Annotated in this window: 23 protein-coding genes; 12 read left to right on the forward strand and 11 right to left on the reverse strand. The window is 70.5% G+C overall.

What is annotated here, in order from left to right; all coding sequences use genetic code 11:
• Nucleotides 1–2026 (forward strand): excinuclease ABC subunit UvrA (gene uvrA / locus JAN01S_RS07810; RefSeq protein ID WP_068316210.1); only part of this gene is annotated, 2026 nt, incomplete at its 5' end.
• Nucleotides 2027–2080: 54 nt separating this feature from the next.
• Here the strand turns inward: uvrA and JAN01S_RS07815 are convergent.
• From JAN01S_RS07815 to JAN01S_RS07835, 5 genes are all read right to left on the reverse strand, one after another.
• Nucleotides 2081–2785, reverse strand: coding sequence for an ABC transporter ATP-binding protein (locus JAN01S_RS07815; protein WP_244884786.1), 705 nt, complete (start codon nt 2783–2785; stop codon nt 2081–2083).
• Between the two features lie 5 nt (nt 2786–2790).
• Complete coding sequence (locus JAN01S_RS07820) at nt 2791–3675, reverse strand: ABC transporter ATP-binding protein (RefSeq protein ID WP_068316223.1); 885 nt, start codon at nt 3673–3675, stop codon at nt 2791–2793.
• Nucleotides 3672–5339: a branched-chain amino acid ABC transporter permease gene (locus JAN01S_RS07825; protein ID WP_068316225.1), complete on the reverse strand. Its 1668-nt coding sequence runs from the start codon at nt 5337–5339 to the stop codon at nt 3672–3674. Before JAN01S_RS07825 ends, JAN01S_RS07820 begins: the two co-directional genes overlap by 4 nt.
• Nucleotides 5336–6295: a branched-chain amino acid ABC transporter permease gene (locus JAN01S_RS07830; protein WP_068316228.1), complete on the reverse strand. Its 960-nt coding sequence runs from the start codon at nt 6293–6295 to the stop codon at nt 5336–5338. The genes JAN01S_RS07825 and JAN01S_RS07830 overlap by 4 nt, the downstream gene beginning before the upstream one ends.
• A 168-nt stretch (nt 6296–6463) precedes the next feature.
• A complete protein-coding gene (locus JAN01S_RS07835; RefSeq protein ID WP_068316231.1) occupies nt 6464–7693 on the reverse strand; it encodes a branched-chain amino acid ABC transporter substrate-binding protein in 1230 nt (409 codons plus the stop codon).
• A 206-nt stretch (nt 7694–7899) separates the two neighbouring features.
• Between JAN01S_RS07835 and JAN01S_RS07840 the strand changes: the two genes are divergently transcribed.
• The 10 genes from JAN01S_RS07840 (at nt 7900) to JAN01S_RS07885 (ending at nt 17038) form a co-directional block, all read left to right on the forward strand.
• On the forward strand, nt 7900–8274 hold the full coding sequence (locus tag JAN01S_RS07840) for a Rieske (2Fe-2S) protein (RefSeq protein WP_068316234.1): 375 nt from the start codon (nt 7900–7902) through the stop codon (nt 8272–8274).
• Nucleotides 8275–8283: 9 nt separating this feature from the next.
• Nucleotides 8284–10227 (forward strand): excinuclease ABC subunit UvrC, encoded by a 1944-nt coding sequence (gene uvrC / locus JAN01S_RS07845; protein ID WP_068316239.1) that lies wholly within the window; start codon nt 8284–8286, stop codon nt 10225–10227.
• A 65-nt stretch (nt 10228–10292) separates the two neighbouring features.
• Entirely contained in the window at nt 10293–11138 is an 846-nt protein-coding gene (gene rapZ / locus JAN01S_RS07850; protein WP_114201919.1) for an RNase adapter RapZ, read from the forward strand.
• Nucleotides 11139–11140: 2 nt separating this feature from the next.
• Nucleotides 11141–12091 (forward strand): gluconeogenesis factor YvcK family protein, encoded by a 951-nt coding sequence (locus tag JAN01S_RS07855; RefSeq protein WP_068316246.1) that lies wholly within the window; start codon nt 11141–11143, stop codon nt 12089–12091.
• Between the two features lie 57 nt (nt 12092–12148).
• Nucleotides 12149–13132, forward strand: coding sequence for a DNA-binding protein WhiA (gene whiA, locus JAN01S_RS07860; protein ID WP_068316248.1), 984 nt, complete (start codon nt 12149–12151; stop codon nt 13130–13132).
• A 100-nt stretch (nt 13133–13232) separates the two neighbouring features.
• A complete protein-coding gene (gene gap, locus JAN01S_RS07865) occupies nt 13233–14240 on the forward strand; it encodes a type I glyceraldehyde-3-phosphate dehydrogenase (RefSeq protein WP_068316251.1) in 1008 nt (335 codons plus the stop codon).
• Between the two features lie 40 nt (nt 14241–14280).
• Nucleotides 14281–15489 (forward strand): phosphoglycerate kinase, encoded by a 1209-nt coding sequence (locus tag JAN01S_RS07870; protein ID WP_068316253.1) that lies wholly within the window; start codon nt 14281–14283, stop codon nt 15487–15489.
• Nucleotide 15490: 1 nt separating this feature from the next.
• On the forward strand, nt 15491–16285 hold the full coding sequence (gene tpiA / locus JAN01S_RS07875) for a triose-phosphate isomerase (RefSeq protein ID WP_068316259.1): 795 nt from the start codon (nt 15491–15493) through the stop codon (nt 16283–16285).
• Nucleotides 16286–16413: 128 nt separating this feature from the next.
• Nucleotides 16414–16659: a preprotein translocase subunit SecG gene (secG, locus tag JAN01S_RS07880; RefSeq protein ID WP_068316268.1), complete on the forward strand. Its 246-nt coding sequence runs from the start codon at nt 16414–16416 to the stop codon at nt 16657–16659.
• Nucleotides 16660–16687: 28 nt separating this feature from the next.
• Nucleotides 16688–17038 carry an RNA polymerase-binding protein RbpA gene (locus tag JAN01S_RS07885; protein WP_068316271.1) on the forward strand — a complete coding sequence of 117 codons (351 nt, stop codon included), beginning with the start codon at nt 16688–16690 and terminating at the stop codon, nt 17036–17038.
• 84 nt (nt 17039–17122) lie between these two features.
• On the opposite strand, the gene pgl is transcribed toward JAN01S_RS07885, so the two are convergent.
• Genes pgl through tkt form a run of 6 tightly spaced genes read right to left on the reverse strand, consistent with a single transcriptional unit; the run spans nt 17123 to nt 25370 of the window.
• Nucleotides 17123–17866 carry a 6-phosphogluconolactonase gene (gene pgl, locus JAN01S_RS07890; RefSeq protein WP_068316273.1) on the reverse strand — a complete coding sequence of 248 codons (744 nt, stop codon included), beginning with the start codon at nt 17864–17866 and terminating at the stop codon, nt 17123–17125.
• Entirely contained in the window at nt 17863–18990 is a 1128-nt protein-coding gene (locus JAN01S_RS07895) for a glucose-6-phosphate dehydrogenase assembly protein OpcA (RefSeq protein WP_068316276.1), read from the reverse strand. The genes pgl and JAN01S_RS07895 overlap by 4 nt, the downstream gene beginning before the upstream one ends.
• Nucleotides 18987–20531 (reverse strand): glucose-6-phosphate dehydrogenase, encoded by a 1545-nt coding sequence (gene zwf / locus JAN01S_RS07900; RefSeq protein WP_068316279.1) that lies wholly within the window; start codon nt 20529–20531, stop codon nt 18987–18989. Before zwf ends, JAN01S_RS07895 begins: the two co-directional genes overlap by 4 nt.
• The gene (locus JAN01S_RS07905) at nt 20528–22144 is read right to left on the reverse strand and encodes a glucose-6-phosphate isomerase (RefSeq protein ID WP_068316286.1); all 1617 of its coding nucleotides are present in this window, start codon (nt 22142–22144) and stop codon (nt 20528–20530) included. The genes zwf and JAN01S_RS07905 overlap by 4 nt, the downstream gene beginning before the upstream one ends.
• Nucleotides 22144–23277: a transaldolase gene (gene tal / locus JAN01S_RS07910; protein WP_068316289.1), complete on the reverse strand. Its 1134-nt coding sequence runs from the start codon at nt 23275–23277 to the stop codon at nt 22144–22146. Before tal ends, JAN01S_RS07905 begins: the two co-directional genes overlap by 1 nt.
• Nucleotides 23274–25370: a transketolase gene (gene tkt / locus JAN01S_RS07915; protein ID WP_068316364.1), complete on the reverse strand. Its 2097-nt coding sequence runs from the start codon at nt 25368–25370 to the stop codon at nt 23274–23276. Before tkt ends, tal begins: the two co-directional genes overlap by 4 nt.
• 316 nt (nt 25371–25686) lie before the next feature.
• Between tkt and JAN01S_RS07920 the strand changes: the two genes are divergently transcribed.
• Entirely contained in the window at nt 25687–26640 is a 954-nt protein-coding gene (locus tag JAN01S_RS07920; protein WP_068316291.1) for a heme o synthase, read from the forward strand.
• Nucleotides 26641–26956 lie beyond the last annotated feature (316 nt).

The raw sequence follows: 26956 nt of genomic DNA on the forward strand, positions 1-26956 counted from the left end.
CTTCAACATGGACACGCCGTGGCGGGCGCTGCCGAGCCGTGCCCGGCAGGCACTCCTCGAGGGCCGCAACCACAAGGTCCACGTCAAGTACCGCAACCGTTTCGGCCGCGAGCGCTCGTACAGCACGGGCTTCGAGGGGGTCATCCCCTTCATCAAGCGTCGCCACACCGAGACCGAGTCGGACTGGAGCCGCGAGAAGTACGAGGGGTACATGCGGGAGATCCCGTGCCCGACGTGCGCGGGGACGCGACTGAAGCCCGAGTCCCTCGCGGTGCTCGTCGGGGGCCACAGCATCGCCGACGTCTCCGCGCTCTCCATCAGGGAGGCGGCCGGGTTCCTCGACACGGTCGACTTCAGCGAGCGGGAGCGGCAGATCGCCGAGCAGGTCATCAAGGAGATCAACGCGCGGCTGGGCTTCCTGCTCGACGTCGGTCTGGAGTATCTGTCCCTCTCCCGGGCGGCGGGGACGCTCTCCGGTGGTGAGGCGCAGCGCATCCGGCTCGCGACGCAGATCGGCTCCGGTCTGGTGGGCGTGCTCTACGTCCTCGACGAGCCGAGCATCGGCCTGCACCAGCGTGACAACCACCGGCTGATCGAGACCCTGACCCGGCTGCGCGACCTGGGCAACACCCTCATCGTCGTCGAGCACGACGAGGACACGATCGCGGCCTCCGACTGGGTCGTCGACATCGGTCCCGGGGCGGGGGAGCACGGCGGCCACGTCGTGCACTCCGGTCCGCTCGCCGAACTGCTCGAGAGCGAGCGGTCGGTCACCGGGCGCTACCTGTCCGGGGAGCTGGAGATCCCGGTGCCGCAGGTGCGCCGCCCGCAGGAGCCGGGGCGCGAGCTGACCGTCAAGGGGGCTCGCGAGCACAACCTCTCCGGTGTCGATGTCACCTTCCCGTTGGGCAACTTCGTCGCGGTGACCGGGGTGTCGGGTTCGGGCAAGTCCACGCTCGTCAACGACATCCTCTACAACGTCCTCGCCAACAAGCTCAACGGCGCCCGGCGGGTCCCCGGTCGGCACAAGACGGTCACCGGCCTCGAGCACCTCGACAAGGTCGTGCACGTCGACCAGAGCCCGATCGGGCGCACGCCACGGTCCAACCCCGCGACGTACACCGGTGTCTTCGACCACGTGCGCAAGCTCTTCGCCCAGACGAGCGAGGCCAAGGTGCGCGGCTACCAGCCGGGCCGGTTCTCCTTCAACGTCAAGGGCGGGCGGTGCGATGCCTGCTCGGGTGACGGCACGCTGAAGATCGAGATGAACTTCCTGCCGGACGTCTACGTCCCGTGCGAGGTCTGCCACGGAGCCCGGTACAACCGCGAGACGCTCGAGGTCCACTTCAAGGGCAAGAACATCGCCGAGGTCCTCGACATGCCGATCGAGGAGGCGGAGGACTTCTTCGCCGCGGTGCCGGCCATCGCGCGCCACATGAAGACCCTCAACGCCGTGGGTCTGGGCTACGTCCGTCTGGGCCAGCCGGCGACGACGCTCTCCGGCGGAGAGGCGCAGCGGGTCAAGCTCGCGGCCGAGCTGCAGAAGCGCTCCAACGGCCGCACGATCTACGTCCTCGACGAGCCGACGACCGGTCTGCACTTCGAGGACATCCGCAAGCTCCTCCTCGTGCTGCAGGGCCTGGTCGACAAGGGCAACACCGTGCTCGTCATCGAGCACAACCTCGACGTCATCAAGTGCGCCGACTGGATCGTCGACATGGGGCCCGAAGGGGGGGCCGGCGGCGGCCAGGTCGTGGCCAGCGGCACCCCCGAGCAGGTCGCTGCCGTGCCGCGCTCGTTCACCGGCCAGTTCCTCGCGCCGGTCCTGCAGGCCTCGGGCGTCCGCCCGACCATCGGAGCCCGAGCCACCCTGGACGCGCCGGCCCAGCCGAAGCAACCTGCGGCCAAGAAGACCGCGGCGAAGAAGTCTGCGGCCAAGAAGACGGCCGCCCGGAAGGCGCCGGCGAAGAAGGCCGTCTCCAGCCGCGCCACCGCCGCCGCACGCCGCGCGAAGAAGGCCGGCTGACGCCGAGGACCGCGCATCTCCCCGGGGAAATGCGCGGTCCTCGACCTCGAGAGCTCAGTCCTCGCCCAGGTACGCCTTGCGGACCTCGTCGCTGTGCAGGAGCTCGTGCCCGGTGCCCTCGGTGACGATCTTGCCGACCTCGAGCACGTAGCCCTTGGTCGCCAGACGAAGGGCGGCGCGCGCGTTCTGCTCGACGAGCAGGATCGTCGTGCCCTGGGACTGCAGGGTCTTCACCGTGGCCATGATCCGCTTCATCATGATCGGCGACAGTCCCATCGAGGGCTCGTCGAGCATGAGCAGCCTGGGCCGGGAGAGCATCGCCCTGCCCATGGCGAGCATCTGCTGCTCGCCACCGGAAAAGGTGCCGGCCGGTTGGTTGCTGCGCTCCCCGAGGATCGGGAAGAGCTCGTAGGCGGCCTGGATGTCCTTGGAGATCTCCTTGTCCCGGCGGCCGAAGGCGCCCAGACGCAGGTTCTCCTCCACGGTCATCTGCGGGAAGATCCGGCGACCCTCGGGGGAGTGGGCCAACCCCAGACCGACGATCTCGTGCGCGGCCGTGCTGTCGATCCGCTTGCTTTGGAAGAGGATCTCGCCACCGCTGGGTCGCAGCAGTCCGGAGATCGTGCGCAGGGTCGTCGTCTTGCCCGCACCGTTGGTGCCGATGAGGGTGACGACCTCCCCTTCGTCGACCGTGAAGGAGATGCCCTTGACCGCGACGATCTTGCCGTACGAGACCTCCAGGTCCTTGACCTCGAGCATCGCGCTCATCGGTTGTCCTCCCCGTCCTCTACAGCGCTGAAGGCCGTGTCGACCTCGAGCGGCGCCACCTCTTCGTCCTCGTCGTCCGCGCCGCCGATGTAGGCCTCGATGACCCGCGGGTCGGACTGGACCTCGCCCGGGGTGCCCTGGACGAGCACCTCACCCCGCACGAGGCACAGGACGCGGTCACACAGGTTGAAGATGAACCGCATGTCGTGCTCGATGACGACGACAGCGAGGCCGGAGTCGCGGATCTTGAAGATCAGCTCCATGGCCTGCTCGGTCTCCTTCGGGTTCATGCCTGCCGTTGGCTCGTCGAGCAGGAGCACCTTGGGGTCGGTCGCGAGCGCCCGGGCGACCTCCAGACGGCGCTGGTCGCCGTAGGGCATGTTGCGCGCGAGCAGGTGGGCGCTGGCGCCCAGACCGACGTACTTGAGCAGCTCCTGCGCCCGTTCGGTGGTCTCCCGCTCCTCCCGGCGGAACTTCGGGCCCCGGATGATCGAGGTGAAGGCACCGGAGGAGGTGCGGCAGAAGCGGCCCACCATGACGTTCTCCAGCGCCGTCATGTTGCCGAACAGACGGATGTTCTGGAAGGTGCGTGCCATGCCCGCCTTGACGACGGCGCGCGGCTTCGGGGGGATCTGGGTCCCGAAGAGCGACACCTCGCCTTCCGTCGGCTTGTACATGCCGGTCAGGCAGTTGAAGAAGGTCGTCTTGCCGGCACCGTTGGGGCCGATGAGTCCGACGATCTCGCCTTCACGGACCTCCATGGACACGTCGTTCACGGCGACGAGACCACCGAAGCGCATGGTGACGTTGCGGGCGTCGAGGATGACTCCGGATCCCCCCTTCGCCTCGGCATCGGACGGCGTGACGGTTGCGGTGCTCACTTGGCTGCCTCCAGCTCGTCGATGACCACTGTCTCGGCCAGGTCCTCGTCGTCGTCGTGGAACTCCAGCTGGCGTCGCTTGCTGGCGATGAGTCCCTCAGGACGGAACCGCATCATGATGACCAGGACGAGGCCGAACATCAGCAGGCGGTAGTCATCGAGGAAGCGCAGCTTCTCCGGGAGGAACTTCAGGATCGCGGCGCCTACCAGGACACCACCGACCGTACCCATGCCGCCGAGGACGACGGCCGCGAGCAGGAAGGCCGACTCGAGGAAGATGTAGCTGTCCGGCGAGACCGCCTGGTCCATGTGGGCCTTGACCGTGCCGGCCATACCGGCCAGCGAGGCGCCGCCGGCGAAGGCCAGCAGCTTGAGGCCGAAGACGTTGACGCCCATGGCCTCGGCGGCCCGCTCGTCCTCGCGGATGGCCACCCAGCCGCGACCGATGCGCGAGTTGTTCAGGTGGGTGAAGACGACGATGACGAAGACGATGAGCGCGATGAGGACGAAGTAGTAGTTGCCCGCGCGCGGGATCTCGACGCCGAGGATCGTGTGCGTCTGCCCGAAGTCGAACCCGAAGAAGTTCAGGTCCGGGATGGCATTGATGCCGTTGGACCCGCGCGTGATCATCGGCCCCGACTCGCCGTCGAGGTTGAACATCGCCAGTCGGAAGATCTCGCCGAAGGCGAGCGTCACGATGGCCAGGTAGTCACCGGAGACCCGCAGCGTGGGGGAGCCGATGATCAGGCCGAGGATGCTCGAGACGAGTCCACCGATGAGCATGACGACGAGGAAGGGGGGCTTCCACCCGATCGTCGCGAAGGCCGAGTAGGACATCGAGGCGCCGACGTAGGCTCCCGCGCCGAGGAAGGCGATGTAGCCGAGGTCGAGCAGGCCGGCGAGGCCGACGACGATGTTCAGGCCGAGGGCGGTGGCCGCGAAGATCAGCACGTTGCCCGCGATCGTCAGGTTGGCCTCGGAGCCACCCTGGGTGAAGGGGAAGGCCAGCACCACGACGAAGGTCGCCAGGGTGAAGACCCGTCGGTGGCGCATCGTCACCCCACCGAGCCAGGCGGCCATGTTGGAGCGCGTCAGCGTCAGGGTGATGCCGACGAGCGTGCCGACGAGCAGGACGAGCACCCACGGCTCGGGCCGCTTGAGCGCGTACTGCGCGACGTAGAGGCCCACGCCGAGCACCAACGCGATGATGATGATCTCCAGCCACGCGGGCAGGACCACGGTGACCGGGTCGAGGACCTTGGTCTCGGGGCGCATGTAGCCGGCGACGGTGACCAGGACGGACCCGACGAGGGCGATCCAGACCCCTTCGTTGGCATTGATCAGGCCACCGGTCTGGGTCGCGATCGCGATGAGCGAGGCGATGCAGAAGACGACGGCGGTGATGCCGATCGTCCGCAGTCCGCGGGCGGCGTCGATGTACTCCTCCCACCGGCGCAGCGGGCCGACGAGGATGAGCGCGAGCACGAGTGCGAGCACGCCCATGACCATGGCGTAGACCTGCAGCGTGACCGGCCAGAAGCGGATCGAGATGTCACCGAAGATCGGCTCGAAGCACCAGGACAGCAGGCCGGAGACGATGAGCAGGACGGAGCCGGCGGCCGCCAGCGGCCCTGCGAGACGGGGGTTCTGGGACAGCTTGTTCACGCGCGGTCCACCACCTTTGCGCCGAGGATGCCCTGGGGTCGGAAGACGAGCACCAGGATGAGGATCGAGAAGGCCCAGATGTCCTTCCACGGTGAACCGCCGGGGAAGTACTGGATGGCGATCGCTTCGAGGATGCCGAGCACGACGCCGCCGACGACGGCGCCCTGGATGTTGCCGATGCCTCCGAGGACTGCGGCCGTGAAGGCCTTGAGGCCGTAGATGAAGCCCATCTTGAAGTTGATGTTCGTCGTCTGCAGGCCGTACGCGACGCCGGCGACGGCGGCGAGCGCGGCGCCGATCACGAAGGCCGTGACGATGATCCGGTCGACGTTGATGCCCATGAGGCGTGCGGTGTCGGGGTCCTGCGAGACGGCCTGCATCGCCCGACCGCTGCGGGTGCGGTTGATGTAGTACCAGAGTCCGACAGCGCTGATGACCAGGCAGACGATCGTGAAGATCGCGGGGCGCTGGAGGATCACGCCGCCGAGGTCGAAGGACTCACCGGAGATGCCGTCGACCCGCGGGAAGACGACCTTCTGCTTCGCCGACGGGAAGCCGAAGGGGTTGACGTCGGAGAGCCCGAGTGTCGGGTCGTTGTAGCCGACCCGGACGAGCTCCTGGAGGAAGACCGAGATGCCGATGGCGGTGATGAGCGGGGCCAGTCGGGGTGCGGTGCGCAGCGGGCGGTACGCGACGCGCTCCATGACCACCGCGACGACGACCGCCGCGGCGATGGCGCCGATGAGGATGATCGGCAGCGTCCACAGGGCCGTCTGACCGGGGAAGAGGATCAGCGACGTGGAGAGCGCACCGAAGGCGCCGATCATGTAGATCTCGCCGTGCGCGAAGTTGATGAGTTGGATGATGCCGTAGACGACGGTGTAGCCCACGGCGATGAGGGCGTACAGCGACCCGATGGTCACGCCGTTCACGATCTGTTGGAGAAAGAGTTCCACGTGTCCTCCTGGGTGTGTCCGCAGATCGTGCGGACACCACGTGCGTTCGAGGAGTCGAAGGGGGAGAGAGCGGGCGGGCGCGCCGCTCACGGGTGGGGCGAGGCGCCGTGGCACCCCGCCCCACCTGACCGTTCACGGTCGGGACCTACCAGCTGTGGTCCCGACCGGTCACTTGAACTCCTCGGTGTTGACGTCCGCCCACTCGTCACCCTTGACCTCGTAGACGGTGAGGACGCGCGTGGTGTTGTCGCCGTACTCGTCGAAGGAGACCTTGCCGGTGACGCCGTCGAAGGAGACGTCCTTCATGGCGTCGATCGTCGCCTGGCGGGCGTCCTCGACGGTGTCGGCGTCCTTGAGCGAGACCTTCATCGCCTCGATGAGGGCCTGGCCGGCGTCGTAGGCGTACGCACCGTAGGCCTCGGCCGGGTCGCTGTAGCCGGCGGCCTCGTACTCCTCGAGGAACGTCTTGCCGGCGTCCAGGCTCTCCGTCGGCGCGCCGACGGAGGTGGCCAGGTCACCCGCGGAGCCCTTGCCGGCGAGCTTGATGAACTCGGGGGAGAAGATGCCGTCGCCACCCATGAGGGGGACATCCAGCCCACCGGCCTTCATCTGCTGGCTGAGCGGAGCAGCCTGCGGGTACTCGCCGCCGTAGTAGACCGCCTCGGGGCTCTTGGCCTTGAGCGAGGAGACGACCGCGGAGAACTTGTCCTCGTCCGGGTTGATGGTCTCGGCGGCGACGATCTTGCCGCCGAGCTTCTTGTACTCCTTGGAGAAGGCATCGACGAGGCCCTGCCCGTAGGTCTTCTTGTCGTGGACCGTGGCGAGCTCCTTGATGCCGGCCTTCTCGTAGAGGTAGCGCGCGGCGAAGGGGCCCTGGATGCTGTCCGTGGTGCAGACCCGGAAGTAGCTGGCGTAGGTACGCTCCGGGGCCTCCTCGGGCTTGGCACCACGCGTCAGCGTGGGGTTGGTGTTGGCGGGCGAGACCATGGTGATCTTCGCCTTGTCGAGGATCGGCTGCACCGGTCCCGCGACGGAGCTGTTGAGGGTGCCGACGACGCCGATGACGTCCTTGTCGGAGGCCAGCTTCGAGGCGGCGTTCTTGCCGACCTCGGGCTTGCCCTCGTCGTCCTCGGGGACGACCTCGATGGTCCAGTCACCGAGGTCACCGGACTCGTTGGCCTGCTTCGCCGCGAGCTCGACGGAGTGCTGGATGCCGAGGCCGAGCGCCGACAGGTCACCGGAGAGCGGCGAGATGACGCCGATCTTCACGACCTTCTTGTCGCCGTCGCCCCCGCCACCGGAGCCTCCGTCGTCGCCGCCGCGGGTTCCGCATGCGGTCAGGGCCATCGATGCGACGAGGAGCGTCGCACCGGTCGAGATGACGGAACGCCTGTTCACGTGTCCTCCTGTGTGGGGAAGTGGCCGTGGGGCCGCGGCCGCGACGTCGGTGTCGCTGACTGGGAGGAATCTAGATCGGTGGAGCCGGAATGCGCTCTCACATGCCGAGACTGAGACCGCCTCGTTACCAATTGGAGAGAAACGGCAGAGTCTCGCCGAGTGGGACGATGTCCTCGACGGCTCAACCACCGACGGCGGAGGCTCACATGACGACGACACGACGGAACGCGATCTGCCTGGTGGCCTGCGCGGGCGGAGCGGCCACGATCGCCGGGTGCTCGTCCGAGGAGGAGCCGGCCGCGGAGTTCCGGATCCCCACGAGCGAGGTGCCCGAGGGCGGCGGACTCGTCCGGGACGGCGTCGTCATCACCCAGCCGACGAAGGGGGACTTCCACGCCTTCGACGCGCGCTGCCCCCACCAGGGGTGCACCGTGGACGAGGTGACGGCCGAGGCGATCAGCTGCCCGTGCCACGGCAGCCGGTTCGCTCCCGGTGACGGCTCGGTCGTGCAGGGGCCGGCGACCACCGGGCTGACCGCTCGCACCGCGACCGTCGACGGGGCTGACGTGGTCGTCTCGTAGGCTCGAGGGGTGGCAGACCCGGCGACCTACCGACCCGCCCCGGGGTCGATCCCGACCGACCCGGGGGTCTACCGGTTCCGGGACGAGCACGGGCGGGTCATCTACGTCGGCAAGGCCAAGTCGCTGCGCTCGCGCCTGTCCTCGTACTTCCAGGACATCGCGGCGTTGCACCCGCGCACGGCCCGGATGGTGCGCACCGGCGCGAGCGTCGAGTGGACCGTCGTCGCCACCGAGGTCGAGGCGCTGCAGCTCGAGTACGCGTGGATCAAGGAGTTCGACCCGCGCTTCAACGTCAAGTACCGCGATGACAAGTCCTACCCCTATCTCGCGGTGACGATGGGCGAGGAGATCCCCCGGGCCCAGGTGCTGCGGGGCGCCAAGCGCAAGGGCACCCGCTACTTCGGTCCCTACACGCACGCGTGGGCCATCCGCGAGACGCTCGACCTCCTCCTGCGCGTCTTCCCCGTGCGCACCTGCAGCAAGGGCGTCTACCGCCGCGCCGAGCAGTCCGGCCGGCCCTGTCTCCTCGGCTACATCGACAAGTGCTCCGCCCCATGCGTCGGCCGGGTCAGCCCGCAGGAACACCGGGCGATCGCCCAGGAGCTGTGCGACTTCCTCGCCGGCGACACGGCGCGCTTCGTGCGGCGGCTCGAGCGACGGATGAAGGAGGCGGCCGCCGACCTCGACTTCGAGCAGGCGGCGCGTTTGCGCGACGACGTCGCCGCCCTGACCAAGGCCCTCGAGAAGTCCGCCGTCGTCCTGCCGGACGGGACCGACGCCGACGTCTTCGCCCTGGCCGACGACGAGCTCGAGGTCGCGATCCAGGTCTTCCACGTCCGTGGCGGTCGCATCCGCGGCCAGCGGGGCTGGGTCGCGGAAAAGGACGCGGAGGACCTGCCCGAGCTCGTCCAGCACCTGCTCCAGCAGGTCTACGGCGGCGAAGGGGGCGAGGCCGTCCCCCGGGAGGTCCTCGTGCCGGTCCTGCCCCCGGACCCGACCGGGGTGGCCGCCTGGCTCACCGAGCGAAGGGGGAGTGGTGTCTCCCTTCGTGTCCCGCAGCGGGGAGACAAGCGCGCCCTGATGGAGACCGTCGCCCGCAATGCCGAGCAGTCCCTGGCGCGTCACAAGGTGGCGCGGGCCGGTGACCTCACCGCCCGCAGCCAGGCCCTGCAGGAACTGCAGGAGGCGCTCGCCCTCGACGATGCGCCCCTGCGCATCGAGGGCTACGACATCAGCCACGTGCAGGGCAGCGACGTCGTCGGGTCCATGGTCGTCCTCGAGGACGGGCTCGTGCGCAAGTCGGAGTACCGCCGCTTCATCGTGCGCGGCGACGTCGACGGGCGGACCGACGACACGGCCGCGATGCACGAGGTGCTCACCCGGCGCTTCCAGCGGCACCTCAAGGACCGCGACCGCGAGGCCACCGACCCGGAGACGGGCGAGGCGCGCCGGTTCGCCTATCCGCCCAACCTCGTCGTCGTCGACGGGGGAGCCCCGCAGGTCGCCGCCGCGCAGCAGGTGCTCGACGAGCTCGGGGTCGACGACGTGGCCGTCGTCGGTCTCGCCAAGCGTCTCGAGGAGGTCTGGGTCCCCGGCGACGACCACCCGGTGATCCTGCCCCGCACGAGTGAGGCGCTCTACCTCCTGCAGCGCCTGCGCGACGAGGCGCACCGGTTCGCCAACACCTTCCACCGCGAGCGGCGCAGTCGGTCGATGACCCGCAGCGCCCTCGACGGGATCCCGGGGCTGGGGGAGGCGCGCAGGTCCGCCCTGCTCGCCCGCTTCGGCTCGGTCAAACGCATCCGGGCCGCCTCCGCAGAGGAGCTGGCGACGACGACGGGCATCGGACCTGCCCTCGCGGAGCGGATTGCGGCAGAGTTGGCCGCAGAGACCACCGTGCCGGCCGTGAACCTCACCACCGGTGAGGTCCTCGACGAAGGAGACCCGACGTGAGTGAAGTCGACCCCGTCCGAGCACCGGACGGCGATGCCGCGCCCGAGATCGTCGTCGTGACCGGCATGAGTGGCGCCGGGCGTTCGACGGTCGGCAAGGTCATGGAGGACCAGGGCTGGTACGTCATCGACAACCTCCCGGTCAGCCTGCTGCCCGACCTGCTGCAGATCTCCGCCGAGCGCGAGGGCCGTCTCGTGGGCGACACAGCGGGCGAGCGGATCGGCCTGGTCCTCAACGTGCGCGCGCAGGGCTTCGACACGCTCACCGAGTCGATCCGGCTGCTCAAGGACCAGGGGTGGCGCACCCATCTGGTCTTCCTCGACGCCACCAACGAGTCGCTCGTGCGTCGCTTCGAGAGCGTGCGTCGGCCCCACCCGCTGCAGGGGGACGGCCGACTCCTCGACGCCATCGTCCGCGAGCGGGAGGCCCTGGCCGAGGTGCGCGCGACGGCGGAGAGCATCGTCGACACCTCAGGCCTCAACGTCCACCAGCTCAGCCGCAAGGTCAGCCCCCTCTTCCGAGGTGAGGCCTCCGAGCGACTGCGGCTGGCCGTCCTGTCCTTCGGCTTCAAGTACGGCGTGCCGCTCGACGCTGACTTCGTCTTCGACATGCGCTTCCTGCCCAATCCGTACTGGGTGCCGGAGCTGCGTCCGTACACCGGCCGGGAGACGCAGGTGGCCGAGTACGTCCTCTCGCAACCGGGTGCGCTCGAGTTCATCGACGGCGTCGACTCCCTGCTCGACCCGGTGATCGCCGGCTACCTGCGCGAGCACCGCAGCTACGTCACCCTCGCGGTGGGCTGCACCGGCGGTAAGCACCGCTCGGTCGCCATCGCCGAGGCGTTGGCCTCTCGTCTGGCCAGCGATGAGGTCGCGACCTTCGTCGTCCACCGCGACCTCGGGCAGGAGTAGGCGTGCTCGACCATCTCCGGTCGGCCCGGGTCGTGGCCCTGGGTGGCGGCCACGGACTCGCGGCGAGCCTGTCCGCCCTTCGTCTCGTGTGCGACCAGGTGACCGCCATCGTCACGGTCGCGGACAACGGCGGCTCGTCCGGGCGCCTGCGCGGTGACTACGACGTCCTGCCACCCGGCGACCTGCGGATGGCCCTCACGGCGCTGTGCGACGACAGCGAGTGGGGGCAGACGTGGAGCGACGTCCTGCAGCACCGGTTCACCGGCGACGGCGACCTGTCCGGCCACGCCCTGGGCAACCTGCTCATCGTCGCCCTGTGGCAGCTGCACGAGGACCCGGTGACCGGGCTCGACCTCGTGGGGAGCCTGCTGAGCGCCCGCGGTCGGGTGCTGCCCATGGCGGCCGTCCCGCTCGACCTCGTCGCCGAGGTGAGCGGCCTGGACTCGCAGGACCCCACCGCCACGTCGCTCGTGCGCGGGCAGGTCGCGGTCGCCCGCACCCAGGGGCTCGTCGAGTCGATCTCGCTCGTGCCGGACAACCCGCCCGCCCGGCCCGAGTCGATCGCTGCCGTCGAGGCGGCCGACCACATCGTCCTCGGCCCCGGGTCCTGGTACACCTCCGTGCTCACCCACCTGCTGGTCCCGGAGCTGCGCGACGCGCTCACCCGCGCGACCGCGCGCAAGGTGCTCACCCTCAACCTCGAGATGCACACCGCCGAGACGCGTGGGTTCTCCGCGGCCCGTCACATCGAGACGCTGCACGCGCTGGCGCCCGACCTGCGCTTCGACTTCGTCCTGGCCGACCCGTCGACGATCGAGGACCGCGAGCGGCTCGAGAGGGCGTGCGGCAGACTGGGCGCCGAGCTCGCGGTGGCGCCGCTCGCGCGGCTGGACCGCGCGGGCGAGCACGACGCACTGCGACTGGCCGCGGCCTATCGTGACATCCTCTCGTGATCCGAACAGCGCACCAGCGATGACCGGTACAGCAGACGACGTGGAAGGAACCCACAGATGGCGATGACCGACAAGGTCAAGGACGAGCTCAGCCGGGTCGAGGTGACCAAGACCTGCTGCCGCAAGGCGGAGGTCGCGAGCCTGCTGCGCTTCGCCAACGGTCTGCACCTGGTCAACCGCCGGATCGTCATCGAGGTCGAGCTCGACACCGCCCAGATCGCGCGTCGTCTGCGCAAGAACATCAAGGAGCTCTACGGGTACGACTGCGACCCGATCGAGCAGCTCGCGGCGGGCGGCCTGCGCAAGGGCAGCCGCTACATGGTCCGGGTGAGCAAGGACGGTCAGGCGCTGGCGCGGCAGACGGGCATCATCGACGCCGACGGCCGGCCCGTGCGCGGGCTGCCGCCACGGGTCGTCGGTGGCTCTCCGTGCGACGCCGAGGCCGCCTGGCGCGGTGCCTTCCTCGCCCACGGGTCGCTCACCGAGCCGGGGCGCAGCTCCTCCCTCGAGATCACCTGCCCAGGGCAGGAGGCCGCGCTCGCCCTCGTGGGCGCCGCGCGCCGTCTGCAGATCCCGTCCAAGGCGCGCGAGGTCCGGGGCATCGACCGGGTCGTCATCCGCGACGGTGACGCGATCAGCGCCATGCTCACCCGACTGGGTGCCCACGAGGCCGTGCTCGCGTGGGAGGAGCGCCGGATGCGCCGGGAGGTGCGGGCGACCGCCAACCGCTTGGCCAACTTCGACGACGCCAACCTCCGCCGCTCGGCGAGGGCGGCCGTCGCCGCGGGCGCGCGCGTGCAGCGCGCCATGGAGATCCTCGGGGACGACATCCCCGACCACCTGCGCGAGGCGGGGCAACTGCGGCTGGAGCACAAGGAGGCCTCGCTCGAGGAGCTCGGCCAGCGCGCCGACCCGCCGATGACCAAGGACGCGGTCGCCGGTCGGATCCGCCGCCTGCTCGCGATGGCCGACAAGCGCGCGGAGGACGAGGGCATCCCCGGGACGGAGTCCAGCCTGACCTCGGACATGCTCGACGGCTGAGTCCACCGGGCTCCCACGGGCGTGACGCAGGCCATAGGGTGAGAGCGACCAGGAGCCGCGCTCCGCGGCGTCCGTGAACTCTCCCGAGGAGGCAGCCACTATGACTGTTCGTGTGGGCATCAACGGGTTCGGCCGGATCGGCCGCAACTTCTTCCGTGCCGTCCAGGCATCCGGCGCCGATGTCGAGGTGGTGGCCTTCAACGACCTGGGGGACGACGCCACCCAGGCGCATCTCCTGAGGTACGACTCCATCCTCGGACGCTACGGCGGCGAGGTCGAGGTGGCCGAGGGCGGCATCCGGGTCGACGGTCGGCTCATCACGTCGCTCGCCGAGCGTGACCCGGCCCAGCTGCCGTGGGGCGACCTGGGGGTGGACGTCGTCGTGGAGTCGACCGGGCTGTTCACCGACGCGCACAAGGCGCGCGCCCACGTCGAGGCCGGCGCCCGCAAGGTCGTCATCTCGGCGCCGGCCAAGCACGAGGACATCACGATCGTCATGGGGGTCAACGACCACCTGTACGACGGCGAGCAGCACACGATCATCTCCAATGCCTCGTGCACGACCAACTGCCTGGCGCCGATGGCCAAGGTGCTCAACGACTCGCTGGGCATCACCCGCGGCCTGATGACGACGATCCACGCCTACACCGCGGACCAGAACCTGCAGGACGGGCCGCACAAGGACCTGCGCCGGGCCCGGGCCGCCGCGCTCAACATCGTGCCGACGTCGACCGGTGCCGCCAGGGCGGTCGCGCTCGTGCTGCCCGAGCTCGAGGGCAAGCTGGACGGGTACGCCCTGCGTGTCCCGGTGCCGACCGGGTCGGCCACGGACCTGACCTTCGAGGCGGGGCGTGAGACGAGCGTCGAGGAGGTCAACGAGATCATGCGGGCGGCGGCGACCGAGGGCCCGCTGGCCGGTCGGCTCACCTACACGGAGGACCCGATCGTCTCGTCCGACATCGTCACCGATCCCTCGAGCTGTATCTTCGACTCCGGCCTGACCAAGGTCATCGGCGACCAGGTCAAGGTCGTCGGCTGGTACGACAACGAGTGGGGCTACTCCAACCGCCTCATCGACCTCGTGGTCCACGTCGGCGCCTCGCTGTGAACCACCGCCCGCTCCACCCTCCGAAAGGTGACCCCACCCCGTGAAGACCCTCGCTGAGCTCGGCGACCTGCGCGGCAAGCGCGTCCTCGTCCGATCCGACCTCAACGTCCCGCTCGACGGGCAGACCATCACCGACGACGGCCGCATCCGCGCGTCGCTGCCGACCATCCAGCAGCTGAGCGAGGCCGGCGCCCGGGTCGTCGTGTGCGCCCACCTGGGACGGCCGAAGGGGGCGCCGGACCCGCAGTACTCGCTCGCCCCGGTCGCGGCGCGGCTGGGTGAGCTGCTCGGCGCCGAGGTCGCCTTCGCGAGCGACACGGTGGGGGAGTCGGCCCGGTTGACGGTCGAGGGCCTGCAGGACGGTGGCGTCGCGCTGCTGGAGAACCTGCGCTTCAACCCGGGTGAGACGAGCAAGGACGAGGGCGAGCGCGGTGCCTTCGCCGACGAGCTCGCCGGCCTGGCGGACGCCTACGTCTCCGACGGCTTCGGTGTCGTGCACCGCGCCCAGGCCTCCGTCTACGACATCGCGACGCGCCTGCCGGCCGCCATGGGCGGGCTGGTCCAGGCCGAGGTCGACGTCCTGCAGCGCCTGACGAGCGACCCCGAGCGTCCCTACGCGGTCGTCCTCGGCGGCGCCAAGGTCAGCGACAAGCTCGGTGTCATCGACAACCTCCTCGGCACCGCGGACCGGCTGCTCATCGGCGGCGGCATGGTCTTCACCTTCCTCAAGGCCCAGGGCCACGAGGTGGGCAAGAGCCTGCTCGAGGAGGACCAGCTCGACACCGTGACCGAGTACCTCGAGCGGGCGCAGCGCGACGGCGTGGAGATCGTCCTGCCGACCGACGTCGTGGCCGCCACCGCGTTCTCCGCCGACGCCGACCACGAGGTCGTCGCGGCCGACGCCATCCCGGCCGACCGGATGGGCCTGGACATCGGCCCCGAGTCCTCCCGCCTCTTCGCCGACAAGCTCGCCGACTGCCGCACCGTCTTCTGGAACGGCCCCATGGGCGCCTTCGAGATGGCGCCGTACGCGGCCGGCACCGAGGCCGTCGGCCGGGCGCTCGTCGAGGCGACGAAGGGGGGAGCCCTCACCGTCGTCGGCGGCGGCGACTCCGCGGCCGCCGTGCGCCAGCTCGGCTTCGCCGACAGCGACTTCGGCCACATCAGCACCGGCGGTGGCGCCAGCCTCGAGTACCTCGAGGGCAAGGAGCTGCCCGGTCTGTCCGTCTTCGACGAGCAGGAGGGCTGACATGGCCACCGCCCGGACCCCGCTCATGGCGGGCAACTGGAAGATGAACCTCGACCACCTCCAGGGCACCCACCTGGTGCAGAAGCTCGACTGGACCCTGCGTGATGCCAAGCACGACGTGGCGAGCGTCGAGGTCGCGGTGCTGCCCCCCTTCACCGATCTGCGCTCCGTGCAGACCCTCGTCGAGGGCGACCGGCTCGCGCTGCGCTACGGGGCCCAGGACCTCAGTCCGCACGACTCCGGCGCGTACACCGGTGACATCTCGGGGGCCTTTCTGGCCCGCCTCGGATGCACCTACGTCGTCGTCGGCCACAGCGAGCGGCGCGAGGGCCACGGCGAGGGTGACGAGCTCGTCGCCGCCAAGGCTGTCGCGGCCTACCGCCACGGGCTCGTCCCGATCGTGTGCGTCGGTGAGGGCCTGGAGGTGCGGCAGGCCGGCGAGCACGTCGCGCACGTGGTGGCGCAGGTCGAGGGCAGCCTGGCGGGCATCAGCCCCGAGCAGGCGCAGACCCTCGTCGTCGCCTACGAGCCCGTCTGGGCCATCGGCACCGGCGAGGTGGCCACCCCGGAGGACGCCCAGGAGGTGTGCGCCGCCGTGCGGGCCAAGCTCGCGGAGCTGTACTCGCCGGAGACGGCCGACCGGGTGCGCATCCTCTACGGCGGCTCGGTCAAGTCCGGCAACGTCGCCTCGATCATGGCCGGGGCGGACGTCGACGGCGCCCTCGTCGGGGGAGCCTCGCTCGACCCCGAGGAGTTCGCCTCGATCTGCCGCTACCAGCAGCACCTCACGGCCTGACCGACGACGGCGCCCGGGTCGGGCGTGGCCGAGGGCCACGTGCACGGATGTGCGAGGTATCCTGACCCGGGTGCCGCCTCGGTGGTGGTGCCGCACCTCGATGCCCCGACCGACAAGGACCTGATCGCGTGAATGCCGTCCGCATCGGACTCCAGGTGATCCTCGTGGTCACCGGCCTGATCCTCACCCTCCTCATCCTCATGCACAAGGGCAAGGGTGGTGGCATGTCCGACATGTTCGGTGGTGGCATGTCGGCGTCGCTGGGCAGTTCCTCCGTCGCCGAGCGCAACCTCTCGAGGTTCACGGTCGTCGTGGGGCTGATCTGGTTCACGGCCATCGTCGGCATCGGCCTCATCGACCGCTTCGACGCCTGAGGCGTCACAGAGACACCAGGAGCTCGGCATGGCAGGTGGCAACGCGATCCGCGGCAGCCGGATCGGCGCCGGTCCCATGGGTGAGGCGGAGCGCGGCGACGCGGCTCCCCGCACCTTCGTCACCTACTGGTGCGCCAACGGCCACGAGGTGACGCCCTCCTTCTCCGTCGACGACGGCGTGGAGATCCCGGCCGAGTGGGAGTGCAAACGCTGCGGCCTGCCCGCCGGTCAGGACAAGGACAACCCGCCGGCCCCGCCGACCGCGGAGGTCTACAAGACCCACCTCGCCTACGTCAAGGAGCGTCGCTCCGACACCGAGGGCGAGGCGATCCTCGAGGAGCGTCTGGGCGAGCTGCGCGACCGCGGCCTCATCCAGTGACCTGACCTCCTCCCCGTTGCATTTCCCCGGGGAAATGCGACCTCTTGACGTCGAGAAGGCGCATTGCCGTCGGGCAATGCGGGCTCAGGAGGACGTAGGGAGGGCCGCGGCGGCCGCCCCGTCGACGAGCCAGCCGACCCGACCGTCCCCGCGCAGCTGCGCGGCGGTGCTCTCCGCCGCCGGGGCGCCGGCGACCCCCTTCGCCACGGCCTGCGCCTTGTCCGCGCCCGCCACGACGAACCAGACCTCGCGGGCATTGCCCAGACAGGTGAGGGTCAGCGACACGCGCGTCGGCGGAGGCTTGGGGGAGTCGTGCACGGCCACGGCGAGGACGTCGTCGACGAGCTGCGCCGGATGGCCGGGGAAGAGCGAGGCGACGTGTCCGTCGGGCCCCACACCGAGGACCACGACGTCCCATCGCCCCGATCCGTGCTCGCGCAGGGCCGTCTCGTAGAGCGAGGCCGACTCCTCGGGGGATGCCGATGCGTCCGGTCCGGCCACGCGGTGGACGTGCTCGCGGGCCAGTCCGAGCGTGCTGAGCCCGGCCTCGTCGTTCTGGGTGTCATTGCGGTCGGGGTCACCGGTGGGCAGGTACCGCTCGTCGCCCCACCAGACGTGCACCCGCGACCAGTCGACGACGCCGCGCTGCGGGTGCTCGGCCAGGGCCGCGACGAGCGCAGAGCCCATGGATCCACCGGTCAACGCGACGTGGGCGGTACCCCGCAGGGCGAGCGCCTCCTGGACGGAGGCCAGCACCCGCCCGGCGGCCATCGCCGCCACGCTCGCGGCGTCCGGGTGCACGAGGACGAAGGGGGTGGCCCCCGTCATGACTCGGAGTCCTCGGTGTCGAGCCGGTCCCGCACGGCCGTCTTGACGTCCGTCTCGCGGGAGCTGGCCTCCTCGGGTGCCGCCTCGACCATGGCGCTGCGCAGGGCCTTCTTCGACTGCTCGGCGAGGCGCTCGCCCTCACGGCGCGCCTCGCTCGGCGAGGGCACCAGCCCGTCCTCGACCGCGTCGCTCATCGTCATCCGTCGCCGGGTGACCTCGGGCAGGCCGCGGGTCAGCGCGTCCTCGTACACCTCGTCGGGGTCGAGGCGGCGCAGCTCGTCGGCGAGGCACTCGGCATCCGAGCGTGGTGCGAGCGCGATGGCGCGGCGCGGTTGCCCGGCCTGGTCGAGGGTCGCGGTGTCGTCCTCGAGCGGACGCACGAGGTCGATCGGTCCGGACCTGCGCTCCAGCCGGACGCTGACCAGGCCCGAGCCGGTGCGCGAGCGCACGAGCGAGACCGGGCAGCGCAGCCGGTGACGCAGCCAGCCGGCCAGCAGGTCGGCGGACGGTGAGTCCTCGGCGCCGACGACGGTCGCCGACGTGACGGGCTCGAAGGGGGCCCGGTCCAATGTGGTCGCGAGCAGCCCTCGCCACAGCGTGATCCGGCTCCACGCGAGGTCGGTGTCCCCGGGGGCGTAGGTGCGAGCGAGGCGACGCAGGGTCGCCGAGATGTTCTCCGCGGCGGCGCAGTCGGTGATCCGCCGCTGGGCCATCAGGCCGACGGGGTCCTGCGAGGGGTCCTTGGGGGCCTCCGTGGGCCACCAGGCGACGACGGGGGAGTCGGGCAGCACGAGCGGGGTGACGACGCTGCGCGCGTGCCGGGTCAGCTCGCCGTAGAGGCGCAGCACGACGACCTCCGAGGCGCCGGCGTCGCCGCCCACCCGGATCTGGGCGTCGAGGCGCGCCTTGCCGCGGGCATTGGCGAGGATGACGCAGATGATCCGCGCCGGGTGCTGGTGGCTCGCCGAGTTGGCCACGGCCAGCGCGTCCTCGGCATCGTCCTCGGGGACGACCACGACGAGGGTGAGGACCCGGCTGAGGGCCATGGCCCCGACGTCCTCGCGGATCTCGATGAGTCGCTGGCTGACGAGCGAGGTGCTGGCGCTGGGCAGGTCGACGATCACGGCATCCTCCAGGTGCGTCCATCACGCTGCATCATCGCGTCGGCTGCCGCCGGGCCCCAGGTGCCGGCGGGGTACTGCTCGACCGCCCCCTTCTGCTTGCTCCAGAAGCGCTCGATGGGGTCGAGGATCCGCCAGGACAGCTCGACCTCCTCGTGGCGCGGGAACAACGGCGGGTCGCCGAGCAGGACGTCGAGGATGAGCCGCTCGTACGCCTCCGGGCTGGACTCGGTGAAGGCGCGCCCGTAGCCGAAGTCCATCGTCACGTCGCGCACCTCCATCTGGTTGCCCGGGACCTTCGCGCCGAAGCGCATGGTCACCCCTTCGTCCGGCTGGACGCGGATGACGACCGCGTTCTGCCCGAGCTCCTCGGTCTCTGTGTCGGTGAAGGGCAGGTGCGGGGCGCGCTTGAAGACGACCGCGATCTCGGTCACCCGTCGCCCGAGCCGCTTGCCCGTACGCAGGTAGAAGGGGACGCCGGCCCAACGACGCGTGTCGATGTCCAGGCGCATCGCGGCGTACGTCTCCGTCGTCGAGCCGTCGGCGACCCCGTCCTCGTCGAGGTACCCGATGACCTTGTCGCCGCCCTGCCATCCGGCCGCGTACTGCCCGCGCACCGTGCTGCGACCCAGGTCCGCGGGCAGGCGCACCGATTCGAGGACCTTCTCCTTCTCCGTGCGCAGCGCCGCGGCGGCGAAGCTCGTCGGCTCCTCCATGGCGGTGAGGGCGAGCAGCTGTAGCAGGTGGTTCTGGATGACGTCGCGGGCAGCCCCGATGCCGTCGTAGTACCCGGCCCGGCCTCCGATGCCGATGTCCTCGGCCATGGTGATCTGCACGTGGTCGACGTAGTGGCTGTTCCACACCGGCTCGAACATCTGGTTGGCGAAGCGCAGTGCGAGCAGGTTCTGCACCGTCTCCTTGCCGAGGTAGTGGTCGATGCGGAAGATCGCGTCCGGCGGGAAGACCTCCTCGACGATCGCGTTGAGCTCCTGGGCGCTCTCGAGGTCGTGGCCGAAGGGCTTCTCGATGACGACCCGGCGCCACGAGTCGTCATCGCTCGTGGCCAGGCCCGAGCGCTGCAGCTGCTGGCAGACCGTGGAGAAGAAGCCGGGCGGGATCGACAGGTAGAACGCGTGGTTGCCGCCGGTGCCCCGCTGCTCGTCCAGCTCGCGCACCGTCTGCGCGAGCAGGTCGAAGGCGGCGTCGTCGTCGAAGGTGCCGGGGACGAACCGGAAGCCCTCGGACAGGCTGCGCCACACCTCCTCGCGGAAGGGGGTGCGCGCGTGCTCGCGGACCGCGTCGTAGACGACCTTGCCGAAGTCCTGGTCGGCCCAGTCCCGTCGGGCGAAGCCCACGAGCGAGAAGCCCGGTGGCAGCAGCCCCCGGTTGGCCAGGTCGTAGACCGCCGGCATGAGCTTCTTGCGGGCGAGGTCACCCGTCACGCCGAAGAGCACGAGGCTGCACGGGCCGGCAATACGCGGCAGCCGTTTGTCCCGCGGGTCGCGCAGCGGGTTGGAGTCGGCGGTGACGCGCGCCGGGCTCATGCGTGGCCACCTCGCAGCGCCTCGGTGACCCGGGCCAGACCGGCCTCGTGGTCGGTGAGGTGCAGCACGAGCACCGGTCGACCGTGGTCGGCGAGCACCTGCGCGTCGCCGCCGGCCTGGGCCGCGATGAACTCGCCGAGGGTGAAGTCCCGCCCCGGGACCGCGAGGTCCTGCTGCGGCTCCTCGGTCACCTGAACGTAGACACCGGTGGCCGGTCCACCCTTGTGGTACTGGCCGGTCGAGTGCAGGAAGCGCGGACCCCAGCCGAAGGTCACCGGCCGGTGCACGCGCTCCGCGAGGGCGTCGGCGACCTCGGCGAAGGGGGCATCGCCCTCCCGGTCGAGGTAGGCCATGACCGCGACGTAGCCGTGCTCGGGGTCGAGCTGCCCGAGGAGAGCGGCCACGGCGTCGGCGACGGTGGTCGCCCCACCGATCCAGTCACCACCGAGGTGGCTGATCGTCACCGGGCCGTCGGTGACACCGGCGTCCGACTGCGTGCCCGCGTCACCGGACATCAGGTCACGGGCGGCCTGCTTGGCACTCTCGACGTCGGGCTGGTCGAAGGGGTTGATCCCGAGGAGCCGACCGGCCACGGCCGTCGCGGTCTCCCAGAGCAGGAACTGCGCCCCGAGGGAGCCGCCGACATCGACCGTGGACGGTGCCGCCGGCTCGGACTCGTCCCCGTCGGTGGGGACGAGACGGGCGATCGTCGCGTCCCGGGGCACGTCGCTGCCACCGGGGGAGTCGAGGACGACGGGCAGCAGGCCGGTGCCCCCCTTGCCGGTGGACTCGGCGATGAGCTGCTCGGCCCAGTCGCCGAGGCCCTTGGCCTCGGTGCCGTGGTCGACGAGGTAGAGCTTGTCGCGCAGGGGCTCGGTGCCCGCCATGGCCGCCCCCAGGCGCAGGGCGGGGTTGGCGTCGTCGTCCTCGGCGAGCAGGTCGGCGACCGACTCGGCGTCGTCGAGCAGGGCCTCGATGTCCGCGCCGGCCAGGCCCGAGGGGACCAGGCCGAAGGCGGTCAGGGCCGAGTAGCGTCCACCCACCTGCGGGTCGGCTGTGACGACCCGCTGGCCCTTGGCCCGGGCATCCTCCTCGAGCGGGCTGCCCGGGTCGGTGACGACGACGATGCGCGTCGCCGGGTCGATGCCCGCGTCCGTGAACGCCTGCTCGAAGACGCGTCGCTGGCTGTCGGTCTCGACCGTGGAGCCGGACTTGCTGGAGACGACCACGACGGTGCGCTCGAGGTCGGCGGTGGCACCGCGCACGACGTCGGGGTGGCTCGAGTCGAGGACGACGAGCGGCACACCCTCGGTCGCGCAGATGACCTCGGGGGCGAGTGACGATCCGCCCATGCCGCAGAGCACGACGCGGTCGACGCCCTGCTCGCGCAGCTGGTCACGCAGCGCCGAGACCTCGCCGACGAGGTGGCGGGAGGTGCGTGCGAGACCCACCCACGACAGCCTCTTCGCGGCCTCCTCCTCGGCAGCCGTCCCCCAGAGGGTGGGGTCCTGGGCGAAGATCCGACTGGCCACCCGGTCGGTGACCAGGGCAGGGACGTGGGCGGCGACGGCATCGGCGGCCGCGCCCGCGGCAGCGACGGACAGGCTCATCATCAGGAGACCTTGGACAGCTCGGCGCTGACGCCCTCGAGCAGCTCGCCCCACGCCTTCTCGAACTTGTCGACGCCCTCGCGCTCGAGCTTGGCGGTCACGTCGGTGTAGCTGATCCCGAGGCGGTCGAGGTCGTCGAGCACCTGCTGCGCCTCGTCGTAGCCGCCGGTGATCGTGTCGCCGGTGATCTCGCCGTGGTCGATCGTCGCGTCGAGCGTCTTCTCCGGCATGGTGTTGACGGTGTTGTCCGCGACGAGCTCGGTGACGTACAGCGTGTCGGGGTAGGCCGGGTCCTTGACGCCCGTGGAGGCCCACAGCGGACGCTGGCGGCGCCCCCCTTCGCCCTCGAGACGCTGCCACCTCGGCGTGGCGAAGACCTCCTCGTAGGCCTGGTAGGCGAGTCGGGCATTGGCCAGGCCGGCCTTGCCGCGCAGGGCGGCGGCCTCGTCGGTGCCGATCTCGTCGAGCCGGCCGTCGATCTCGGTGTCGACGCGGGAGACGAAGAAGGAGGCCACCGAGTGGATCTTCGAGATGTCCTTGCCGGCCGCCAGCGCCTGCTCGATGCCCTCGACGAAGGCATTCATCACCGCGCGGTAGCGCTCGAGGCTGAAGATCAGCGTGACGTTGACGCTGATGCCCTCGGCGAGGGTGCGGGTGATCGCGGGCAGGCCGGCCTCGGTCGCGGGGATCTTGATGTAGACCTGCGGCCGGTCGACCGCCTCGGCCAGCTCCTTGGCCACGACCGCGGTGCGCTCGGCGTCGTGGGCCAGGCGCGGGTCGACCTCGATCGAGACCCGGCCGTCGACCCCGTCGGTCGCCTCGTACACGGGCGCGAAGAGGTCGCACGCCTCCCGCACGTCGTCGGTCGTCAGGGTGAAGACGACCTCGTCGACGTCCTTGCCCTCACCGGCGAGCTGGGTCAGCTGCTCGGTGTAGGCGTCGCCGTCGGCCAGGGCGGCCTGGAAGATCGAGGGGTTGGTCGTCACGCCGACGATGCCGGTCGTGTCGATGAGCTCCTGCAGGTTGCCCGAGCGCAGGCGCTCACGGCTGAGGTCGTCGAGCCAGACCGAGACGCCGGCCTCGCGCAGCGCGGCGATCGGGGGAGGGGCGGTGGGCAGTTGGGCCATGTCGATCATCCCTTCGCGTTCTTGATGGACGCCTTGGCCGCCTTGACGACGGCAGCGGGCGTGATGCCGAACTTGTCGTACAGGGTCCCCGCGTCCGCGGAGGCGCCGAAGTGGTCGATCCCGACGCTCTCGCCGGCGTCGCCGACGATCTCCCGCCAGCCGAAGGGGGTCGCGGCCTCGACGGACACGCGCGCCTTGACGGCAGCCGGCAGGACTTTTTCCTTGTAGGCCTTGCTCTGCTCGTCGAACCACTCGCGGCACGGCATGGAGACGACGCGGGTGCCGATCTTCGCCTTCTCCAGCGTGGTGCGCGCCTCGAGGGCGACGGCCACCTCGGTGCCCGTCGCGACGAGGATGACGTCGGGGACCTCCGTGCTCGACTCGGCGAGGACGTAGGCGCCCTTGGCCGCCCCCTTCGCCGCCGCGTGCTCGCTCCGGTCGATGACCGGGGTGCCCTGGCGGGAGAGGGCGAGCGCCGCGGTCGACGCGTTCTTGAGGACCTGGCCCCAGCACACGCTGACCTCGTTGGCGTCGGCCGGGCGGACGACGTCCAGACCCGGCATCGCGCGCAGCGCGGCGAGGTGCTCGATCGGCTGGTGGGTCGGTCCGTCCTCGCCGAGCCCGATCGAGTCGTGCGTCCACACGTACGTGACCGGCAGCTGCTGCAGCGCGGCGAGGCGCACGGCCGGGCGCATGTAGTCGGAGAACACGAGGAAGGTGCCGCCGTAGACCCGGGTGAGGCCCTCGAGGGCGATGCCGTTCATCGCCATGCCCATGCCGTTCTCACGGATGCCGAAGTGGAGCGTGCGGCCGTACTGGTCGCCCTTCCACGTGTCCGTCTGCTTGCTCTTGGGCACGAAGGAGGGCTGGCCGTCCATCGTCGTGTTGTTGGAGCCGGCGAGGTCGGCCGAGCCGCCCCACAGCTCTGGCATGACGTCCGCGAGGGCGGACAGGACCTTGCCCGAGGCGGCACGCGTCGCCATCCCCTTGGCGTCGGCGGGGAAGGTCGGCAGGGCCTTGTCGAGGCCGGCCGGCACGTTGCCCGCGACGATCCGGTCGAGCAGCTCGGCACGCTCGGGGTTGGCCTTGCGCCAGGCGGCGAAGCTCGTGTCCCACTCCTTGCGGGCGGTTTTGCCGCGCTTCTTGACCGCGCGGGTGTGCTCGAGCACGGCCTTCTCGACGGCGAAGGACTTCTTCGGGTCGAAGCCGAGCAGCTCCTTGGTCGCGGCGACCTCGTCCTCGCCGAGCGCGGAGCCGTGGGAGGCCCCGGTGTCCTGCTTGGTGGGGGCGGGCCACGCGATGATCGTGTGCAGCACGATGAGGGTCGGTGCCGAGGTGTTCTTCTTCGCCTGCTGGGTCGCGGCGTACAGGGCGTCGATGTCCTCGACGTAGGCGTTGCCGTCACCGGTCTTGCGCCAGTCGACGTCGATGACCTCCCAGCCGTATGCCCGGTACCGCGCACCCACGTCCTCGCTGAAGGCGATGTCGGTGTCGTCCTCGATGGAGATCTGGTTGGCGTCGTAGATGACGTTGAGGTGGCCGAGCTCCTGGTGGCCGGCCAACGAGCCCGCCTCCGCGGAAACGCCCTCCTGCATGTCGCCGTCGGAGGCGAGGCACCAGATCGTGTGGTCGAAGGGGGAGGTGCCCGCCTTGGCCTCGGGGTCGAAGAGGCCGCGCTGGCGGCGCTGGGCCATCGCCATGCCCGTGGCGGAGGCCAGTCCCGACCCGAGGGGGCCGGTGGTGATCTCGACGCCGGGGGTGTGGTGGACCTCGGGGTGCCCGGGGGTGAGGGAGCCCCACGTGCGCAGCGCCTTGAGGTCGCTCAGCTCCATGCCGTAGCCGGAGAGGAAGAGCTGCACGTACTGGGTGAGCGAGGAGTGACCGACGGACAGGACGAAGCGGTCCCGACCCAGCCACGTGGGGTCGGACGGGTCGTGCGTCATGACCTGCTGGTAGAGCAGGTAGGCGACGGGGGAGAGGCTCATCGCGGTGCCCGGGTGGCCGCTGCCGCACTCCTGTACGGCGTCGGCGGCCAGCAGCCGGCCGGTGTCGACGGCGCGGACGTCGAGGTCCTTCCACCCGGCCTTCTTCGCGACCGGCATCGGCAGGTCCTTCGAGCGGGACGACGTCCCGGCGCTGCCCCCGGGGTTCGCGGAGGCCACGGTGCGGGTGGTGCCCTTCGGGGCAGCGGAACCGGCTGCCTTCTTCGCGGGAGCCTTGGGGGAGGTGTCGGTGTCCGTGCTCACGGAGGACCTTTCTGCTGCGGAGGCGTACGTGCTCACGACCACACTAGTGCGCGAGCCGATGTGTGCGACGCCGCGTGGGGCGGGGCCCGAGCGGCGGTGCGACACGGGTAGAGTGGGGCCACGGTCCGCGTCCTGCGCGGACCCGACCCCACCCCTTCGGCAAAGGCAGTCCGTGACCACTCTCGAGTCGACGCGCGAGCTGTCGCCGGCGACCCGCCCGTGGCGTCGCACCGTGCGTGCGTACGTCGCGCTGACGAAGCCTCGGATCATCGAGCTGCTCCTCGTGACGACGGTCCCGGTGATGTTCCTCGCCCAGCGCGGCGTCCCCTCCCTCACGCTCATCGTGCTCACCCTCGTCGGTGGCAGCCTGAGCGCCGGGGCAGCCAACACGTTCAACATGGTCTACGACCGTGACATCGACGCCCAGATGGGCCGCACGCAGAACCGGCCGCTCGTCACCGGCGAGGCCACCCCGCGCGGTGCCCTGATCTTCGCGTTCGTCCTCACGGCGCTGTCGACGGCCTGGCTGTGGCTCCTGGTCAACCCGCTGTCGGCCATGCTCTCGCTCGCCGCGGTCCTGCTGTACGCCGTCGGCTACACGATGATCCTCAAGCGTCGTACGCCGCAGAACATCGTCTGGGGCGGCATCGCCGGCTGCATGCCCACGCTCATCGGCTGGTCCGCCGTGACCAACTCCGTCGGCTGGCCCGCGATCATCCTCTTCCTCGTGATCTTCTTCTGGACGCCGCCGCACTACTGGCCGCTGTCGATGAGCTTCACCGACGACTACGCCCGCGCCGGCGTCCCGATGCTCCCCGTCGTCGAGCAGATGACAACCGTCGCGCGCCAGATCGTCGCCTACTCCTGGGTCATGGTCGCCTGCTCGCTCGCCCTCGTCCCCGTCGCCGACATGGGCTGGGTCTACGTCGTGGCCGCCCTCGTCTCCGGGGGGCTCTTCGTCGCCGAGGCGCACCGGCTGCTCACGATGGCAAAGCGCGGCGAGACCAAGCAGTCCGTGCTCAAGCCGATGCGCCTGTTCCACTTCTCGATCACCTACGTGACCCTGCTCTTCCTCGGCGTCGCGATCGACCCGCTCCTGCACTTCCCGCTGCCCGGGCTCGCGTAGGTCTTCGGTCCTGCACGACCCGCGTCGTCGGGTTGGTCGCGGGCCCCGCGTTGTCGGGTCGGTCTCGTACCCATCGCTGCCGAAGGGGGCAGGCCGGCGCTGGGGAACATGCGCCGCCATTGATCGTCCAGCGTGACCTTGGTCGCGCAGCGGCGCATGTTCCTTGAGTCGCGCCGACCCACCCCCTTCGTCCGCCGGTGGTCCGTGGTCGGCCCCACGAGCGAGCCGGGAAATCCCCGGCGGGCCGGCTTGGCCGGTGTCGGCCGGGACACGACCCGGCCCAGACGTGCCAACCCGGCCCAGACAAGGTTTCCCG

This window comes from Janibacter anophelis NBRC 107843, assembly GCF_001570945.1.
GTDB lineage: Bacteria > Actinomycetota > Actinomycetes > Actinomycetales > Dermatophilaceae > Janibacter > Janibacter anophelis.

Excerpts from the sequence above, each read along its gene's own strand:
- JAN01S_RS07815 (WP_244884786.1), bottom strand. The coding sequence starts at position 2,785 with ATGCTCGAGGTCAAGGACCTGGAGGTCTCGTACGGCAAGATCGTCGCG.
- JAN01S_RS07840 (WP_068316234.1), top strand. The coding sequence starts at position 7,900 with ATGACGACGACACGACGGAACGCGATCTGCCTGGTGGCCTGCGCGGGC.
- rapZ (WP_114201919.1), top strand. The coding sequence starts at position 10,293 with ATGAGTGGCGCCGGGCGTTCGACGGTCGGCAAGGTCATGGAGGACCAG.
- whiA (WP_068316248.1), top strand. The coding sequence starts at position 12,149 with ATGGCGATGACCGACAAGGTCAAGGACGAGCTCAGCCGGGTCGAGGTG.
- gap (WP_068316251.1), top strand. The coding sequence starts at position 13,233 with ATGACTGTTCGTGTGGGCATCAACGGGTTCGGCCGGATCGGCCGCAAC.
- tpiA (WP_068316259.1), top strand. The coding sequence starts at position 15,491 with ATGGCCACCGCCCGGACCCCGCTCATGGCGGGCAACTGGAAGATGAAC.
- JAN01S_RS07885 (WP_068316271.1), top strand. The coding sequence starts at position 16,688 with ATGGCAGGTGGCAACGCGATCCGCGGCAGCCGGATCGGCGCCGGTCCC.
- pgl (WP_068316273.1), bottom strand. The coding sequence starts at position 17,866 with ATGACGGGGGCCACCCCCTTCGTCCTCGTGCACCCGGACGCCGCGAGC.
- zwf (WP_068316279.1), bottom strand. The coding sequence starts at position 20,531 with ATGAGCCCGGCGCGCGTCACCGCCGACTCCAACCCGCTGCGCGACCCG.
- JAN01S_RS07905 (WP_068316286.1), bottom strand. The coding sequence starts at position 22,144 with ATGATGAGCCTGTCCGTCGCTGCCGCGGGCGCGGCCGCCGATGCCGTC.
- tal (WP_068316289.1), bottom strand. The coding sequence starts at position 23,277 with ATGATCGACATGGCCCAACTGCCCACCGCCCCTCCCCCGATCGCCGCG.
- tkt (WP_068316364.1), bottom strand. The coding sequence starts at position 25,370 with ATGCCGGTCGCGAAGAAGGCCGGGTGGAAGGACCTCGACGTCCGCGCC.